Annotated in this window: 14 protein-coding genes; all 14 read right to left on the reverse strand. The window is 75.8% G+C overall.

From position 1 onward, the window contains the following. Positions 1–5 precede the first annotated feature (5 nt). The 14 genes from G1H19_RS16590 to G1H19_RS16655 all read right to left on the reverse strand — a co-directional run bounded on the left by G1H19_RS16590 (position 6) and on the right by G1H19_RS16655 (position 17,470). The gene (locus tag G1H19_RS16590; RefSeq protein WP_152730886.1) at positions 6–2,051 is read right to left on the reverse strand and encodes a DUF4082 domain-containing protein; all 2,046 of its coding nucleotides are present in this window, start codon (positions 2,049–2,051) and stop codon (positions 6–8) included. A 294-nt stretch (positions 2,052–2,345) separates the two neighbouring features. Beyond that, positions 2,346–3,713 carry a hypothetical protein gene (locus G1H19_RS16595; protein WP_152730885.1) on the reverse strand — a complete coding sequence of 456 codons (1,368 nt, stop codon included), beginning with the start codon at positions 3,711–3,713 and terminating at the stop codon, positions 2,346–2,348. Further along, a complete protein-coding gene (locus G1H19_RS23425; protein WP_152730884.1) occupies positions 3,710–5,629 on the reverse strand; it encodes an O-antigen ligase family protein in 1,920 nt (639 codons plus the stop codon). Before G1H19_RS23425 ends, G1H19_RS16595 begins: the two co-directional genes overlap by 4 nt. Next, positions 5,619–6,380 (reverse strand): hypothetical protein, encoded by a 762-nt coding sequence (locus tag G1H19_RS16605; RefSeq protein ID WP_152730883.1) that lies wholly within the window; start codon positions 6,378–6,380, stop codon positions 5,619–5,621. Before G1H19_RS16605 ends, G1H19_RS23425 begins: the two co-directional genes overlap by 11 nt. A gap of 83 nt (positions 6,381–6,463) precedes the next feature. Beyond that, positions 6,464–7,750 (reverse strand): rhamnosyltransferase WsaF family glycosyltransferase, encoded by a 1,287-nt coding sequence (locus G1H19_RS16610; protein WP_193616534.1) that lies wholly within the window; start codon positions 7,748–7,750, stop codon positions 6,464–6,466. A 67-nt stretch (positions 7,751–7,817) separates the two neighbouring features. Next, positions 7,818–9,011, reverse strand: a complete 1,194-nt coding sequence (locus tag G1H19_RS16615) for a glycosyltransferase family 2 protein (RefSeq protein ID WP_202925923.1) — start codon at positions 9,009–9,011, stop codon at positions 7,818–7,820. A gap of 56 nt (positions 9,012–9,067) precedes the next feature. Beyond that, positions 9,068–10,582: an oligosaccharide flippase family protein gene (locus tag G1H19_RS16620; protein WP_152730882.1), complete on the reverse strand. Its 1,515-nt coding sequence runs from the start codon at positions 10,580–10,582 to the stop codon at positions 9,068–9,070. After that, positions 10,579–11,820, reverse strand: a complete 1,242-nt coding sequence (locus G1H19_RS16625; protein ID WP_152730881.1) for a glycosyltransferase — start codon at positions 11,818–11,820, stop codon at positions 10,579–10,581. The genes G1H19_RS16620 and G1H19_RS16625 overlap by 4 nt, the downstream gene beginning before the upstream one ends. Positions 11,821–11,848: 28 nt before the next feature. Further along, complete coding sequence (locus G1H19_RS24670) at positions 11,849–12,433, reverse strand: acyltransferase (protein WP_162393058.1); 585 nt, start codon at positions 12,431–12,433, stop codon at positions 11,849–11,851. Further along, positions 12,426–13,565, reverse strand: a complete 1,140-nt coding sequence (locus G1H19_RS16635; protein ID WP_202925922.1) for a DegT/DnrJ/EryC1/StrS family aminotransferase — start codon at positions 13,563–13,565, stop codon at positions 12,426–12,428. Before G1H19_RS16635 ends, G1H19_RS24670 begins: the two co-directional genes overlap by 8 nt. Next, positions 13,562–14,281, reverse strand: coding sequence for an acetyltransferase (locus G1H19_RS16640; protein WP_202925921.1), 720 nt, complete (start codon positions 14,279–14,281; stop codon positions 13,562–13,564). Before G1H19_RS16640 ends, G1H19_RS16635 begins: the two co-directional genes overlap by 4 nt. Further along, on the reverse strand, positions 14,278–15,432 hold the full coding sequence (locus G1H19_RS16645) for a DegT/DnrJ/EryC1/StrS family aminotransferase (protein ID WP_202925920.1): 1,155 nt from the start codon (positions 15,430–15,432) through the stop codon (positions 14,278–14,280). Before G1H19_RS16645 ends, G1H19_RS16640 begins: the two co-directional genes overlap by 4 nt. A 5-nt stretch (positions 15,433–15,437) precedes the next feature. Beyond that, positions 15,438–16,424 carry an NAD-dependent epimerase/dehydratase family protein gene (locus G1H19_RS16650; protein ID WP_162393057.1) on the reverse strand — a complete coding sequence of 329 codons (987 nt, stop codon included), beginning with the start codon at positions 16,422–16,424 and terminating at the stop codon, positions 15,438–15,440. Continuing rightward, positions 16,421–17,470 carry a Gfo/Idh/MocA family protein gene (locus tag G1H19_RS16655; RefSeq protein ID WP_162393056.1) on the reverse strand — a complete coding sequence of 350 codons (1,050 nt, stop codon included), beginning with the start codon at positions 17,468–17,470 and terminating at the stop codon, positions 16,421–16,423. Before G1H19_RS16655 ends, G1H19_RS16650 begins: the two co-directional genes overlap by 4 nt. Between the last annotated feature and the right edge of the window lie 4 nt (positions 17,471–17,474).

Raw genomic sequence — 17,474 nt, forward strand, 5'->3', positions numbered from 1 at the left:
CCGGGCTACAGGCGCACCCGGTAGACGTGGGTCGTGTGCTCCTGGGCGAAGGCGTCGGTGAACGACCCGTCCGCCGCGTCCAGGGTCCGGCCCTCGTCGAGCACCTCCACCGACCCGGAGACGCCCGGCGGCAGCGCGAACGTGTACGTGCCCGACGTGCTGGCCGAACGGGCCTGCTGGGCGAACACGTAGAGGTGGCCGTCGTAGGCCTTGGTCATCGTGACGGTGCCGCTGCCGTGGTCCCAGGCGTAGGACTGCGTGTTCAGCACCGGCGCCAACGCCTGGATCCGGGCGTCGAGAGCGGTCACCCGCGCCTGCACCGAGCGGTAGTGGGAGCTCGTGGACTCGGTGAGCGCGTCGGGGGTCGGCTGGGTGCCGAAACCGTGGGAGAAGTAGCCCACGATCCGCGCCTCCCCGATCAGCGAGGACCAGACGGCGCCCTCGATGCGGTCCGGGGTCATGGTGGCGTGGGCGAAGTCGCCCGGCGCCTCGGCGTTCTGCTGGCCCAGCTCCACCAGCGTGCCGATGGCGGTGTACCGGCCGTCGGCGGCGTCCAGCTGGCGCAGGCGCGCCATCGTGACCTGCCCGTAGTTCGCCGCCCGGTGCACCTGGTCGCGGGGCACGTCGTAGAAGGTGGTCGCCTCCCCCGGGATGGCAGGGTCGCCGCCGTGCAGGTTGGCGTCGGTGTACCAGTACATCGAGGCGGTGGTCACGTCGACCGGCCGGTCGGGGGTGCCGTTGACGTAGTCGGCGGCGGTGGCGGCAGGCCACCACATGTTCGCCCCCTTGCCGGTCTGCAGGTACCGCACCCGGCCGTCGGTGGCCACCGAGGCGGACTGCTGCCGGCGCAGCACGTCCTGCGCGCAGCCGGTGCCGGCGGTGGTGCAGATCGTGCCCTGCCCGGGCCAGCGGCCGGTCCAGGTGCCGCTGCCCGTGCCGGCCCACATGTCGGCCTCGTCGGCGTACATCCGGCCGACCCACTCCGTCCCCGAGCCGCCCGGGTCCCAGCCCAGGTTCTGGATGCCGGCGCTGCGCATCCGGGCCGCCGAGCCCGCGTCGGTGGCGTACAGCTCGCCGTAGGTGGTGATGCCCGCGGCGGCGTGCCGGTCGACCCGCTGCTGGTCGTCGACGTAGGCGCCCCAGTACATGATCGGGAAGTGGTCGGCCGAGGCGAGCCGGGTGCCCGCCGTGGCCGGGAACTGCGACCAGTAGGCCGGCCCGCCGTTCCAGGGCACTCGCGGCAGGTCCGCCAGCGCCGCCGGGGCCCCGGCCGAGGGGGCCGGCGCGGTGGCCGGCGCGGTGGTCGGCGCCGGGCCGGCCGTGGTGCCCGGGGCGGTGGTGGTCGTCGGGGCCGGCGTGGTGGGGGCGGCTGTGGTCGGAGGCGGGGTGGTCGGGGCCGGCGCCGTCGTGCCCGGCAGCGTGGCTGGCGTCGTGGCCGTGGGTGCCGTGGGGGCGGTCGTGGTCGGCACGGGCGTCGGACCGGGCCGGAACACCGGGGTGACGCCGTAGTCCGAGGACCGCCACACGTCCTGCGGCAGCGCCGCGGTGCGGCCGTAGTGGTAGACCCCGGCGCCCGCCGGCGCGGACAGCGGACCGGATGCCCGGGGCACGTCCCACCAGCCGACCGTGGCGGAGTACCGCCCGCGCGGGGCGAGGTAGGAGGCCACGTAGGTCCGGCCCGCCAGGACGGGCACCGGTGCCGCGAAGGGGGTGGACACCGTGCCCGTGCGGGTGCCGGAGCCGGTCGCGGCGGCCAGCTGCGCGCCGGTCGCGGCGTCCCACAGCTGGACGGCGCGGGCGGTGTCGGCCGTCGTCGCGCGCCGGAACTCGACCGCGGTGACCACGCCGTCCACGGCCGGGGTGAACCGGACGCCCAGCGTCACGGCGGCCCGGTCGTCGTCGACCGCGCTGCTGACCGGCAGCGGCAGCCGCACGCCCGCCCCCTGGGTGGCCGACACCGTGCTGAGGTGCACCGCGCCGCCACCGAGCAGCGCCACCAGTGCCGACGCGAGCAGGCACACCCACAGACGCCAGCTCGACCGGTTGCGCACGTGTCCTCCTGCAGGGCAGCCACTGTCGGACGGCCCGCGCGCGCGGCGGGTGCCGTGCGGGCCGGGCCGTTCGGCGACACCCCCGTGCCGGAGCACTGCGCTCCACCGCGGCGCACCGCCGGGGCGATCGAGGTCCCGGCCGGTGCGCCGACCGTCGGCCGACGGCGCACAACATGGCACGCCGCACACACCCGGGGACAGGTTCCTGATCGTGGAGGTGCCCCGCGCGTGCCCTGGCTGCCCACGAGCCCCACCCGCCGCAGCACCACCACCGTGCCGCGCCGGCCCGACGGGTCAGAACCGGCAGCCGGCCCCGTCCGGGACCTCGTACACGTGGGTGCTCCCGGCGCCGGCGAACCGGTCGCTGAACACCCCGCCGGTCATCGGCACGCTGCGCTGCTCCCCGAACACCGACACCGTGGCGTCACCGGCACAACCCACCCGGAAGGTCGCGCCCGAGGCGCCCTCGCCGGTGGCGGTGGCCAGCAGGTGCAGGTCGCCGCCGCTGTACTTGGTCAGCACGTCGACGTCGCCGGCCACGGTGGTGGCGCCGTCCACCGTGGGGGCGTTGAGCACCGGCGCCAGCGAGCGCAGCTGCTCGTGCAGCTCGGTCACGGTGGCCCGCACGTCGGCGTAGCAGGGGTCGCGCAGCGCGTGCTGGGTGGGGCAGGGGCCACCGAAGCTGTGGCCGAAGTAGACGATCCCGCGCGCCTCGTGCACCAGGCTGCTCCACACTGCGGCGCGCACCTGCGCGGCGGTGATCGAGGGCTCGGCGTCATCGGTGGAGGGGTGGCCGAGCTCGACGAAGGCCCACACCGGCCGGCTGCCGGCCGGTTGCACCAGCGAGCGCACGCGGTCGACCATCAGGCCGTAGTTGGCCGCCCGGTGGCAGAGCGCGTCGGGCAGCCGTCGGTCGGCGTCCAGTGCCTCGGTGCCGAGCAACCGGGCGCCCTCCCCCTCGCCGCACAGGTGTCCGTCGGTGGACCAGTACGCGTCCACCGACACGACGTCCTGGTAGGCGTTGACGAAGCGGGCGGCGTCGGCGTCGTCCATGCCGAACAGGACGCCCTTGCCGTAGTTGGCGAACCGCAGCCGCCCGTCGGCCGGCAGCTGGTCCAGCAGCGTCTGCTGGACCGTGTAGCCGCAGGGGGCCTCGACCGGTGCGCACACCTCACCCTGCCCCGGGTAGGAGCCCGTCCACGGCGCCTCGCCCGGACCGGCCCACATGTCGGCCTCGTCGGCCAGCAGCCAGCCGGTCACCGGTCCCGGCCGCGGCCCGGACACGATCGCGGACATGCCGGCCCGGCGCACGGCGTCGAGGTCGCTGCCCTCGGTCAGCTCGACGTAGGTGGTGATGCCGGCCGCCGCGTCGTCCCGGGCGGTGGTCAGGTCGGGCACGTCCTGGTACCAGAGCCCGATCGGGAAGTACGACGGGTCGACCGGCAGCCCGTCGGCGAACCGGGCGTGGAAGTCCGGCCCGCCGTCGACCGGCCGCAGCCGGGGCGGCCCCGGGGCGGCCGGCGGGGGCGCCGGTGCGAGCACCCGGGCCGCGCCGAGCCGGTCCGTTGCAGGTCCGGCACCGGCGAGCCCGGCCCCGGTCAGCAGCGCACCGGTCAGCACGGCGACCGCGACCGACACCAGCACGCGCGGCGTGCGCGTCACGACAGGCGCCCCCGGAGACGGCGCAGCACCGCGGACAGGGTCAGGGCCGCCAGCCCGGCGAGCACCGCCGCGGTGGCCAGCCCGATGGACCGGCGCACCGGCAGCTCGACGACCTCCGCGGTGGTGAAGGACTCGACGGCGGCGACCTCGTACGTCGGGTCGACGCCGCGCTCGCTCTGCAGGGCGTGCAGCTCGGCGACCAGCTCGTCGCGGACCAGGGCGGCGCGGGCCTGCGCCTCGGCGACCGTCGACCCGCTGGTGCCCACCCACATCACGTCGCCGTACCCCACCACCTCGGTGTTCGGCGCGAGGCTGCCGGTGCCCACGGCCACCTGGTAGTCACCGGCGCCGAGCTGCACCAGCCGGGCCCGCTCGCGCGGGCTCTGCATCACCTGGTGCACGAGGTCGGTGACCCCGGTGATCTCCAGCTTGCCGTAGAAGATGTTCTGCCCCGGGCGGGGCGGCACGGCGAGGGCGATCGACCCCCGGGCCTCGTAGCTGGGCACGGCGACCGAGACGTGGGCGGCACCGGCCAGCAGCACCGAGGCCGACACGACGACCACCGACGCCCGCTCGGCCAGGGACGCCCCGCGGCCGGCGCCGGCCGGCGGGACCGGGGGTCGCACGGTCGCCGACGCAGCACCGATCAGCCCGATGAGCACGAAGAGCACGCCCATCGCCATCGGGAAGCTGAAGGCGTCGAAGGTGAGGAACAGCAGCGCCGCGACGGCGACCCCGGTGGCCAGCGCCGCCGCCAGGAGCCGGTCGGGCCCCGGCTCGGACAGCACGGCGACCCGGGCGGCCAGGAGCACGGCGCCGCCGAGCAGCGCCAGCAGGACCGCGAGCCCGAGCAGGCCGCCCTCGACCACCGACCCGAGGTACTGGTTGTCCAGGGTCCGGTAGATCGAGGGCAGGAAGGTGAACGGGCCCCGGCCCAGCCACGGCACCTCGGACACGAAGGCCTCGACGGCCGGGTAGTCGCCGGTGCGCGCGGTGATGCTGGTGTCCGAGCCCGCCGCCAGGAACAGGTCGCGCAGCGTGCCCAGCAGGCCGGGGCTGGCCACCACGAAGCCCCCGACGGCGACGGGGCTCAGGGCCACCATCAGCCAGCGGATCCGCCGCGGGACCACCACGAAGGTGAACAGCAGCCCGACGGCGAGCCCGATGATCCCCGACCGGGCCACGGTCAGCGGCATGGCGCCGGCGATGAGCAGGGCCTGGAGCAGTGCGGTGCGGGTGCGCAGCCGGAGGGCCTCGGTGGCCGCCAGCGGCAGGATCATGGCGAGCACGGCCGCGAACTCGATGGAGTGGATGGCCGTCGCGTTGACCCGGTGGAAGCCCGCGCGCTCGTACAGGGACGCCGAGGCGTTGCGGGACAGGCCGGGCACGGACAGCTGGGCGATGAAGTCGAAGCCGGTGGCGAACTGGAACAGCCCCAGCAGGGCCAGCACCGTCCCGAGGCCGACCAGCAGGCGGACCACGGAGAACAGCCGGAGCCGCCCACGGGCGCAGTCGGCGAGGAACAGGGCGACACCGGCCCAGCCGAGCACGACGATCACGCCGCGCACCATGCTGTTGGTCTCCAGGGCGCTCATCGGCCGGGCGGCCGCCGAGGTCACCGCGGCGAGCAGCCCGGAGACGAACAGCAGCACCAGCCAGTGGACCGCCGTCGTGCCCAGGTCCGGCCGTGCCCGGGTGACCCGGGCGAACACCCACAGCACGAGCAGCAGCAGCCCGACCAGGCCGGCGGGTGTGCCCGCCGCCCCGAGCGGGCCGACGACGAACACCGACGGGACGAGGACGAGCAGGACGAGGTAGGCGGTCGCCGGCAGCGTCGAGGCCCCCGGGTCGGCCGGGACCCCGCCCCCGGTGGTGCCGACGGCGCGAGGAGCCTCCAGCGTCGGACTAGGGGACACGCGCGCTGCTGAGACCGGAGTCGAACCTGCGCACGTCGGCCGAGCCGGCCCGCTCCGGCAGACGCTGGACGGTCCGGTCGTCCGCGCCGGTCGCGGACTGCAGCGGGTCCTCGGCCACGCCACCGGGCTGCTCCCGGCTCGCCCCGTCCGCGGCCCGGCCGCGACGCCGGCGCTCGAGCAGCAGCAGGAGCAGCAGGCCGACGACGAGCACGCCGAGCACGCTCACCGCGGCCGCACGCAGCCGGGCAGAGTCCACCGGGGTGGCCGACGGGTCCCGGGTGAGCTGGCTGATCGTCACCCAGGAGATCTGCGGCGCACCGCTGTCCTGCTGCAGCTGGGCCAGCTGGACCACCAGCTGCTCGCCGACCCGGTCCAGCACGCGGGCCACGTCGGCCCGCTGCGGTCCCTCGGCGACGACGACGACGACGGGTGCCGCGGTCGCCGGGTCCCCGGCGATGGTGAAGCTCGCGCCCGGCACGCCGTCGGTGATGCCGGCGGCCGTCTGGCCGGCGGCGACCTTGGTCATCAGGACGCCGGCGGCCATGCTCACGCCGTTGCCCAGCTGCAGGAAGGGGTTGCCGGGACCCTGCTCGGTCACCACCGGGGACAGCAGCAGGAAGCGCTCGGTCTGCGACCAGGTCGGCGGGGTCGTCCGGTAGACGAGACCACCGGCCAGGACGGCGACGACCAGGACCGGGGCGATCAACCACCGCCACCGGAGCAGCACCCGCGCCAGCTCAGCGAGGTTCATGGGGGCCTTCCCGTCGCAGTGATGTCCCGGGCCGACGACGCAGCCCCGCGGTTGATCTCCCACTCTAAGCGAGTCGGACGCTCTCAGTCATCGAACAAGGACTCCGCGTCACCCATTGGGTGGACGTGTCCCCTCTCCCACGGCGCACTGGCGGTGGGCGGGGGCGCCTGCCCGGCGCAGGCCGCCTCGATCGCGCGGACCACCGCGCGACCGGCCGGCTCCCAGCCGGTCCCGCGCACGCTGTGGCTGATCTCGGTCGGGGAGGACGACCGGGCGGCGTCGACCGCGTGCTCCAGCGCCGCCGCGACCGCGGCGGGCGTGGGCCGGGCCCACCGGACGTGCGGGTTGTCCAGGTCCGCGCGCGGGCCGGGCGAGTCGTTGACCACCGGCACCGCGCCGGCGGCCAGGAGCTCGGCGGCGATCAGCGAGATGTTGGTGAACGACAGGGCCAGCCCGGCGGCACAGCGGTTGTAGAGCACGTTGAGCTCCGCCGGGGACAGATGGGTGTGCGCCCGCACCGGGAAGGGCAGCCGGGGACCGGCCGAGCCGAAGGTGTTGATGACGACGTCGGGACGCCGGGCGGCGAACAGCTCCAGCGACCACACCCCCAGCTCGTACCCCCGGCGGGCGGCTCCGGGGCGCGCGTAGAACACGACCTCGTCCCGGGGCCGGGGGTCCAGCAGCCCGTAGGTGTCCAGGTCGGTGCCGAACGGGGCGACCGTGGCCTGCACACCGAAGCGGTCGTGCAGCTCCTCGGCCACCATGTGCCCGATCGAGATCACCTGGAAGCCGAAGCGGTAGGTGTCCTCGGCGAGCGCGGCGACCGCCCCGCGGCCGTAGAAGTACGGCTCGTAGTCCTGGACCAGGTAGAAGCGCCGGCCCGCGGTCGCGGTGTGCCGGGCCAGGACGTGGGCGGTCTGCCAGGCGGTCGCGACGTGGGCGTCCAGGGAGGGCAGCCCGTCGGCGACCGCCCGCACCGGGGCGACCACCTCCGGCCACGCGGCGCGGATCACGGCCTCCCGTGCGGGCAGGTCGGCCGGTGCGACGTCGACGAGGTACAGCACGCACCGGTGCCCGGCCTGCTCGAGGGCCCGCACCATCCGGAAGACCGTGGTGTGCCCGCCGGAGCCGGCCGCCGGCGGGGTCAGCACCCAGCCGATGTCCAGCGGGCTGCCCGGCGCCCGGGTGGGGCCCACCGGTGCCGGGGCCAGGGTGGCCGAGTCGACGATCTCCTCGGGCCGCAGCAGCAGCGCCTCGGGGGCCACGTTGAGTCGCCGGTTGGCCGCGCGGACCAGCCGCTCGGCCACGCCCTCCCAGCCCTCCTGCCGCAGTGTGCGGACGCCCTTGCTGGCGGTGCCGACGACGTTCATGCGCTCCCCCTCTGCTGGTGCGGGCGTGGGCCCGCCGTGCCCGCACCGCCGCCGGCCGCTGACCGGGTCACAGGCCGGTCCGGCGCCAGAGCAGGCGGCGTGCCTCCGTCGCGAGCCGGTGGCCCACCGCCGGCAGCAGCAGGGTCGGCACGAATCGTGCCCGTCGCGGGCCCACCCGCAGGGCCACCGCGAGTCGACGCGCCGAGGGCAGCGCGGCGGGGTCGTCGACCTGCGAGGCGGCGAAGGCCAGGTAGGCGTCGGTGGTGGCGTCGCCGCCCCAGCCGCGGGTGACCGCCTGCGCCACCCGGGCGACGGCCTCCTCGGCCAGCGCGGCGCGGGCGACGGCGAGCAGCCGGGCGTCCTGCAGAGGGTCCCCGAGGCCGTCGGTGAACAGCACCGTCATCGCGTCGGCCCGCTCGCGCAGGTCGGTCAGCACGTCGACGTCCCGCGCGGAGCGGCTGGCCGGGTGCTCGCGGTGGAACGCCTGGTCCGGTCCGTCGACGCGGCCGACGTCGGCCGCCCGCGCCAGCCGGTACCACATCTCCATGTCGTGGGTGTGGTCCAGATCGCGCTGGCCGCCGACCTGCTCGACCACCGAGGTGCGCATCAGCACCTCCGGTGAGGTGATGCAGTTGACCCCGGTGCGGCACCGCAGGTCCAACCACTCCGGCCCGGACCAGACCGTCCACGAGCGCACCCGGGTGCGTGCGGGCGGCAGCCGGTCACCGGAGAAGTGCCGTGGCGAGCCGTAGACCAGACCCACTTCGGGGAAGGCGTCGGCCAGCGCGGTCGCCCGGGCCAGCGAGCCCGGGGTCAGCGCGTCGTCGGCGTCCAGCCGGACCAGGTACTCACCGCGCACGTGCCGCAGGCCCTCGTTGAAGGTGGCGACCGGCCCGCCGTTCACCGGCCGCGCCACCACGGTGACCCGCGGGTCGGCGGCGGCGAGCCGGCGGGCGACGGCCAGCGAGTCGTCGGTCGATGCGTCGTCCACCACGACCACGTCGACGTCGACGTCCTGCTGGTCCAGCGCGCTGCCGACGGCGACCGGCAGGTGACGGGCGTAGTCGAAGCAGGGCACGACGACGGTCACCCGCGGGCGCCGCGACGGCGCGACGCCGGTCGGGGCGCCGGTCGGGGTGCGGGCACCGGAGACCAGCCCGCCGCGGGCCCCGGACAGCCGGCGCGCGAGGCGGAGCCACGGGCCGGCACCGAGCCGGGGTGGCCGGGGCGCCGTCGGCGACTCCGGGGTCAGCACGCTCACGGGATGCTCCGATCGGGGGTGGGTGGTGCCAGGGGTGGCGGGGGCGGCGGTCCGGTTCACGACGACCCGGCCGCGGACGCCGGGACGGCGACCGGGGCGGTGCCGCTGGGACCGGGAGCGGGCAGGTCCGCCGTGCCGGTGCCGGTACTGGTGTCGGTGCCGGCCGGCGTGGTGCGCGCCCAGCCCAGCGCCCACCGGCCGATCAGCAGGGCGTAGACGGCGAGCCCCACGGTGCCGCCCAGCAGCAGGGCGAGCGCCGGGTGCTCGACCCGGGCGGACAGCAGGCCGCTGGCCAGGACCGCCGGCACGACGGCCAGCAGCGGCGGCCAGAGCCGGCCGAGCACGGTCCACGGCGAGGCGCCGGCCCGCCGCACGGCGACGAGGTAGCCGGGCAGCACGACCAGCAGCGCGACCGCCAGGTGCGCCCAGCCGGCCGCGGCCAGCCCGCCCCGGGCGGTGGCCAGGACCATCACCGGGACGAGCGTCACCGCCCACACCACCTGCAGGACCAGCACGGCGGTGACCGAGCCGCGGGCGATGAGGAAGGTGGCCAGCACGTCGAGCACGATCCGCAGGGCACCGAAGGCGGCCAGCCCGGCCAGCGCGGCCGCCGAGGGCGCCCACCGCTCCCCGTAGAGGACGGCGACGACCGGGCCGGCCAGCACGGCGAGCAGTGCACCGGCGGGCACGGCCACGGCGGCGGTGAGCGCCGTCGCGCGGCCGAGCCCGGGCCCGGGGTCCTCGTCCTGCTGCCGGCTGAAGGCGGCGAGGGTGACCGGCCGGATGGCCTGCCCGATGGCGGTCATCGGCCAGGAGGAGACGTTGAAGGCGAGCACGTAGAAGCCGAGCGCGACGACGCCCAGGCTGCGGCTGACCACCACGTTGTCGATGTTCAGCAGCGCCCAGGAGAGCATGTTCGCCAGTGCCAGCGGCGCGCCGAAGCGCAGCGCGCTGCCCGCCACCTGCCGGTCGAACCCGAACCGCGGCCGCACCCGGGCCAGGGCGAACTGCAGGCACGTGGTCACCACCTGCCCGACCAGCCGGGACAGTGCCAGGGCCATCGGCCCCACCCCGAGCAGGACCAGCGCCACGACGACGGCGGTGGAGACAAGGAAGGCGCTCGCGTCGACGGCGAACAGCTTCTTCTGCTCGAACCGGCGCTGCAGCTGGGCGTACGGCACGACACCGGCGCCACTGAGCACCAGGGTGCAGGCCAGCACCACGATGACCGGCGTCGCCGCCTCGCTGCCCAGCGCGATCGCCACCGGCCGGGCCGTGACGATCATCAGCACGGTCAGCAGCGCGCCGCTGACCAGGCTGAGCGTGGCCACCGTGGGCGCCCGGCGCTCGGGGTCCTCGGCGCGGACCAGGTCCGCGCTGAGACCGAGGTCGGCCAGGGTGACCAGCACGGCCTGCACGGTGAGCGCGACGGCGAAGACCCCGAAGTCCTCCGGGGCCAGCAGCCGGGCCAGCACGATCCCGGTGACCAGGCTGCCGGCGCGCAGCAGCAGGCTGCTCACCGCGCTCCAGCCGAGCCCGCGGCGCACCTGGCCGTCCAGCGTCGCGCTCACGGCGCCGCCCCGACGCCGAGCGGCTCGTCGGCCGCCCGCCGGTGCGCGCGCCGCTCGGTCCAGGCGCGCAGCGCCGGGGACGCGGTGACGGCCTTGAACTTGCCGACCTCCAGCGCCGGCCCGGCGAGCAGCCGGCGCCGGGCGGCCGGCGCGGCCGGCCCGGCGAGCACGTCGCGGTACAGCTGGTCCAGGGCCGCTGCCGCGGCGGTGAGCGAGAACCGCTCGGTGACCAGCCCGCGGCCGAGGGCCCCGAGCTCGGCCCGGTGGCCCGGTGCGTCGAGCAGCGGGGCGAGGGCCGCCCGCAGCGCCGCCGGCCCGTCACCGTCGCCGGCGCCGTACCAGCCCTGCGCGGCGAACAGCGGCTCGGTGGCCGGGGTGAGCAGCCGCCAGAAGCCGGTGTGGCCCTGCACGACCAGTGGCCGGGCGAAGGCCATGCCCTTGAGCGCCGAGCTGCCCATGCCGAGCACGACGTCGGCGGCGTCGTAGGCCGGGCGGGGGTCCAGCAGCCCACCGGTGACGACGACGGTGGGTGCGCCGGTGGCCGCGTTGACCTGCGCGGCGGCGGCCCGGACGTCGTCCAGGCCGGGCCCGTCGCCGGCGACGAGCAGCCGGACCGGCCGGGAACGGGCCAGCTCGCCGACGACCTGCACGGCGGTCAGCACGCCCTGGAGCTTCTCCAGGTCCGGCGTCAGCCGGCAGACCACCGACAGCAGCAACTCGCCGGGGCCGACGCCGAACCGGGCGCGGGCCGCCGCGCGATCGGGTCCGGGCGCGTTGAGCTCGGTGTCGATCGGCGGCTCCATCAGGTGCACCTCGGCGTACCGGAGGCGCGCCTCGGCCACGAGGTCCCGGGTGCCGACGACGAGCGGCACGTGCGGGGCCAGGAAACCGGGCACGTCCATCGACAGCACGGTGGTGACCGCGGGGGTCCCGAGGAGCAGGTGCGGGCCGTAGGCCAGCTCCAGGGCCGGCCCCCACTCGTAGCCGTGCACCACGTCGATCCCGCGCCGGCGCACCAGGGAGGTGAGCGCCGCGACGTTGCGCGGCGCGGGCCACCGGTGCGGCACCGGCAGCTGCAGGTACTCCAGCCCGAGAGCGCGGGCCCGCGGCACCAGGGCGCCGTCGGGGCCGACGACGACCACCTCGTGGCCGGCCTGCTGGACCCGGGCGGCGAGCTCGACGGCGTTGAGCTGGCTGCCGCCGATCTCCATCAGGTGCGGGTACACCAGGACCCTCATCGCGCCTGCTCCGTCCGGGTCATCGGCCTCAGCCGACCGGGGTGACGACGTCGGCGCGCACGCGCAGACCGTCGGTGCCGTGCTCGTACGCCCGCCCGCAGCCGCAGCCCAGGTCGGCGCCCAGCCGCTCCCCGCAGGAGCACACCCACCCGCGGTGCACCGCCGGGTTGCCGGCGACGAAGGAGTGCGGGGCGACGTCGCGGGTGACCACCGACCCGGCGCCGACGAAGGCGTGCCGGCCCAGGGTCGTGCCGCAGACCACGACGGTGCCGGCGCCGAGGGTGACGCCGTCCTCGACGACGGTGGGGAGCAGGGCGTCGGTGCCCTTCTTGACGTGTGCCCGCGGCCGCAGGTCGTTGGTGAACAGCACGTTGGGGCCGAGGAAGACGTCGTCGCCCACCGTGACGCCCTCGAACACCAGCACGGCGTTCTTGACCGTCACCCGGTCGCCGAGCACGGCGCCGCCCTCGACGTAGGCGTGGTCGCCGATGTTGCAGTCGGCACCGACGCGCGCGCCGGGCATGACGTGCGCCCACGCCCAGACCCGGGTGCCGGCACCGACGTCCTCGCTCTCGCACAGGCCCAGCGGGTGCACCCGCACGCCGTCAGCCACGGTGGGCCACCGCAGCGGTGAGCGCCTCGGCGACGCGCTCCTGCTGCGCCACGGTGATGCCGGGGAACAGCGGCAGGGACAGGATCTCGCCGGCGGCGCGGACGGTCACCGGGAAGTCGGCGTGCGCGTACCCGGCGTCGGCCAGGCCACCGGTGTGGTGCACCGGCACGGGGTAGTGGATGCCGGCGCCGATGCCGGCGGCGTTCAGCTCGGCGAGCACCGCGTCCCGCTGGGCGACCCGGACGACGTAGAGGTGCCACACGTGCTCGTTGCCGGCGGCCACACCGGGCAGCCGCACCCCGGGCACGTCGGCGAGCAGCGCGGCGTACCGGTCGGCGGCGGCGACGCGCTCGGCGTTCCACTCGGCCAGCCGGCGCAGCTTGGCGCGCAGCACCACGGCCTGCACGGTGTCCAGCCGGGAGTTGAAGCCCAGCACCGGGTGCTGGTACTTCACCTCGCTGCCGTGCGCGGCGAGCATCCGCACCCGGCGGGCCAGCGCGGCGTCGTCGGTGGTGATGCCACCGGCGTCGCCGTAGGCGCCCAGGTTCTTGCCGGGGTAGAAGCTGGTGCCCGCGGCGGCACCCCAGCCGCCGATGCCGATCCCGTGGTGGGTGGCGCCCTGGGCCTGGGCGGCGTCCTCGACCACGACGAGCTGGTGCCGGTCGGCGATCTCGCGGATCGCCGCCATCGGCGCCATCTGGCCGAACAGGTGCACCGGGAGCACGGCGCGGCAGCCGCCGGCCACCTCGGCCAGCGCAGCCGGGTCCATCAGCAGGTGCTCGTCGTCTACGTCGACGAGCACCGGCGTGGCGCCGGCCCGGAGCACGGCCTCGGCGGTGGCCACGAACGTGTTGGCGGGCAGGGCCACGCCGTCGCCGGGGCCGATGCCGGCCGCCCGCAGGGCGAACTCCAGCGCGTCGGTGCCGTTGCCCAGCCCCACGCAGTGCGCGCGGCCGGAGAAGGCGGCGAACTCCTCCTCGAAGGCGGTGACGTCCGGGCCGCCGATGAAGGCGGTGGTGGCCAGCACGCGGGCCAGGCCCTCGGCGACCTCGTCGGCGATGCGGTCACGCTGGATGCCGAGGTCGACGAGCGGGACGGGCAGGGTCGAGGTCGGGGTGTCGAGAGCGGTCACGGGGAGGACTCCAGGGGGACGGGGTGCACGGGCGGGCGCCCGTGCGCGGGGTGGAGCAGGCGGGCGGGCGAGCCCGCCCAGGTCTCGCCGGCGGGCACGTCGGTGAGCACGACGCTGCCCATGCCGACGACGGCGTCGGCACCGATCCGCCGGCCCTCCCGGACCAGCGCACCGGAGCCGAGGTAGGCGGACTCCCCCACCTCGACGGTCCCGGCCAGCCGGACGCCGGCGCCCAGGGTGGCGGCGTCGGCGACGACGTCGTCGTGGGTGAGGACCACGTGCGGCATGACCGCCACGTGCCGGCCCACCTGCACGGCGGCGGTGAGCACGACACCGGCGTGCAGCACCGTGCCGGCGCCGACGACGCTGTCGGGCGAGACGCTGGCCAGCGGGTGGACGACGGTGGCGAACGCCTCGTCGGGCAACCCGAGCCGGGCGACCAGGCGCCGCCGCGAGGTGGGTGCGCCGGGGTTGCCGACGCAGACCAGCAGGGCGGTGCCGGCGGCGGCCAGGTCGGCCGCCAGCCCGGTCCCGCCGAGCACGGGCGCGCCGTCGACCAGCGTGCCGTGCCGGGCCGGGTCGTCGTCGAGGAAGCCCTCGACGGCGTAGGAGCGGCCGTCGGGCCCGCAGCCCGGGTGCGCGCGCAGCAGCTGCACGGTCTCGCGGGCGAACCCGCCGGCGCCGAGCACCACCAGCGGCTGCGGGGCCGCGGTCACCGGCCGAACACCGCGTGCAGCACCGCGACGACGCGGTCCTGCTCGGCCTCGGTCATCTGGTGGTACAGCGGGAGCACCAGGCTGTCGGCGGTGAGCCGCTCGGTGACCGGCAGCGCCACCGCGGGCAGGTCGGCGTAGGCCGGTTCCAGGTGCGAGGCCATGATCCCGCGCCGGGGGGAGACGCCGGCCTCGGTGAACCGGGCCAGCAGCTCGTCCCGGCCGACCGGCGAGTCGACCGGCAGCAGCACCCAGCAGGACTGGTAGTTCGTCGTCCCCCAGGCGGGGTCGGCGACCAGCTGCAGCTGCGGCAGGCCGGCCAGCTGCTCGCGGTAGCGGGCGGCCAGCTCGCGGCGGCGGGCCACCATCGCGTCCAGCTTGGTGAGCTGCACCCGGCCGATGGCGGCCTGCACGTCGGTCATCCGGAAGTTGAAGCCCGGCTCGAGGTACTGCTCGGGCGCCACGCTGCCGGTGGCGTGCCGGTCGGCCGCGCTGGCGCTCATGCCGTGCTCGCGCAGCCGGCGGGCCCGGGCGGCCCACGCCGGGTGCCGGGTGACCAGCATGCCGCCCTCGCCGGTGGTGACCAGCTTGCGCGGGTGGAAGGAGAAGACCGCGAGGTCGACGTCGGAGCCCACCGGCGCGCCGTAGAGCGTGCTGCCGATGGCGCAGGCGGCGTCCTCCACGACGGCGATGCCGCGGGCGCGGAGCAGGTCGTAGATCGGCCGGGTGTCGGCCGGCACCCCGGCCTGGTGCACCACGATGACCGCGCGGGTGCGGTCGGTGAGCACTGCCGCGATGGTCTCGGCGGTCAGGTTGCCGGTGACCGGGTCGACGTCGGCGAACACCGGCGTGGCCGCCACGTACCGCGCGGCGTTGGCGGTGGCGATGAAGGAGAACGACGGGACGACGACCTCGTCACCGGCCCCCACGCCCAGCAGGTGCAGCGCGAGGTGCAGCCCGGTGGTGCAGTTGGAGACGGCGACCGCCTCCACCGCACCGACCCGCGCGGCGAACTCCTGCTCGAAGGCGCGCACCCGGGGGCCCTGCGCCACCCAGCCGGAGGTCACCGCCTCGGCCGCGGCGGCGGCCTCCTCCTCGCCCAGCCACGGCTTCATCACCGGGATGGTCGGGAGGGTCGCCGGCGGCTCGGTCACGAGCGTCACGGTGCGGCCACCTGCTCGGCCTGCCACCAGGAGACGAGGCCGCGCAGGCCCTCGTCCATGGTGATCCGGCTCTGCCAGCCCAGCTGCTCGCGGGCGGCGGTGACGTCGGCGAGCCGGCGGACGACGGAGTTGACCTTGCGGGCCGGGCCGTGCTCGGGCACCAGGTGGGAGTCCATCGCGGCCAGCAGGTGCCCGGCCAGGTCCAGCAGGCTGGTCTCCTCCCCCGCGGCGATGTTGAACACCTCGTCGGTGACGTCGGCCTGGGCGGCCAGCAGGTTGGCCCGGGCGATGTCCTCGACGTGCACGAAGTCCATCGTCTGCAGCCCGTCGCCCTGGATCAGCGGCGGCTGGCCGGCGGCGATGCGCTCCATCCAGCGGATGAGCACCTCGGTGTAGACGCCGTGCACGTCCATCCGCGGGCCGTAGACGTTGAAGTAGCGCAGCGCGACGTAGTCCAGGCCGTTCATGGCGTGGAAGCTGCGCAGCATGCCCTCGTTGAACGCCTTGGCGGCGCCGTAGAAGGTGTCGTTGTTGTACGGGTGGTGCCGCTCGGTGGTCGGGAACTGCTCCGCCATGCCGTACACCGACGCCGACGACGACGCGACGACCTTGCGCACGCCGTGCTCGACGGCGGCCTCCAGCACGGTGAAGGTGCCGTCGACGAGCGACTCCAGCGCCAGCCGGGGTTCCTCGGCGCACTGGGTGATCCGCAGGGCCGCGAGGTGGAAGACGACGTCCTTGCCGCGGGTCAGCTCGTGCACCGTGCGGACGTCGCGGATGTCGCCCTCGACCAGGCGCACGACGCCCGGCCCCTCGGCCAGGGCGCGCTCGAGGTTGGCGACGCGGCCGCGGACCAGGTTGTCCAGCACGACGACCTCGGCGGCACCGGCCTGGACCAGCTGGTCCACGACGTGCGAGCCGATGGTGCCGGCACCGCCGGTCACCAGCGCACGGGCGCCCTGCAGGTCGACCGCGGCGCTCACGCGAGCACCCCGGCGACCGGCACGGCCACGCCCTGGTTGCGGAGGCTCTCGCTGGCCGCCTCCAGCAGGGCGAGGACCCGCAGGCCCGACCGCCCGTCGGTCAGGGCCGGGCGGCCCTCGGTGATCGCGGCGTGGAACTCGGCCATCATGGTGCGCAGCGCTTCCTTCTCGGGCAGGGCAGGGGCGACCATGTCGCCGATGCGGTAGGAGACCCGGGTCTGGTTGCGCACGTCGGCGCCCAGGGTGCTCGGGTCGAGGGTCTCGATGCCGCGGTCGTACACGGCGAGGCGCGCGGCCGGGTTCAGGTCGTCCCAGACGACGGTCTTGCGTGACCCGCCGACGATCGTGGTGCGGACCTTCGTCGGGGACAGCCAGTTGACGTGCACGTGGGCGATCGCGCCGTTGGACAGCTCGATGCTCAGGTGCGCGACGCAGACCTGGCCGCAGGACAGCGGGTCCGACCCGCGCGCGGACACGCTGACCGGGACGACGCCGTCCGGCAGCAGCGAGTCCAGGATGGACAGGTCGTGCGGCGCGAGGTCCCAGACGACGTCGACGTCGGCCTGGACCAGGCCCAGGTTGATCCGCACCGAGTCCAGGTACTGCAGCTCACCGAGCTCGCCGCTGCGCACCAGGGCGCGCAGGTGCTGCACGGCCGGGGTGTAGCAGTAGGTGTGGTCCAGCATGAGGACCAGGCCGGCGTCCTCGGCGGCGTGGACCACCGCGGCCCCGTCGGCCCAGTTCGACGCCAGCGGCTTCTCCACCAGCACGTGCTTGCCGGCGGCGAGGGCGGCCAGGGCCACCTCGACGTGCGTGCCGGCCGGGGTGGCGATGGCCACCGCGTGCACCGCCGGGTCGGCCAGGACGGCGGCCAGGTCCGAGCTCACCCGGACCGTGCTGTAGTCCCCGAGCACGGTGCGCGCCCGCTGCTCGTTCAGGTCCACCAGGTACTCCAGGCGCATGCCGGGGGTCGCCTGCGCGTTGCGGACCAGGTTCGGCCCCCAGTAGCCGGCCCCGATCACCGCCACACCGATGTCTGTGCTCACTCGT

Origin of the sequence: Goekera deserti, from assembly GCF_010685995.1 — a bacterium.
In the GTDB taxonomy this organism is placed as follows: Bacteria; Actinomycetota; Actinomycetes; order Mycobacteriales; family Geodermatophilaceae; genus Goekera; species Goekera deserti.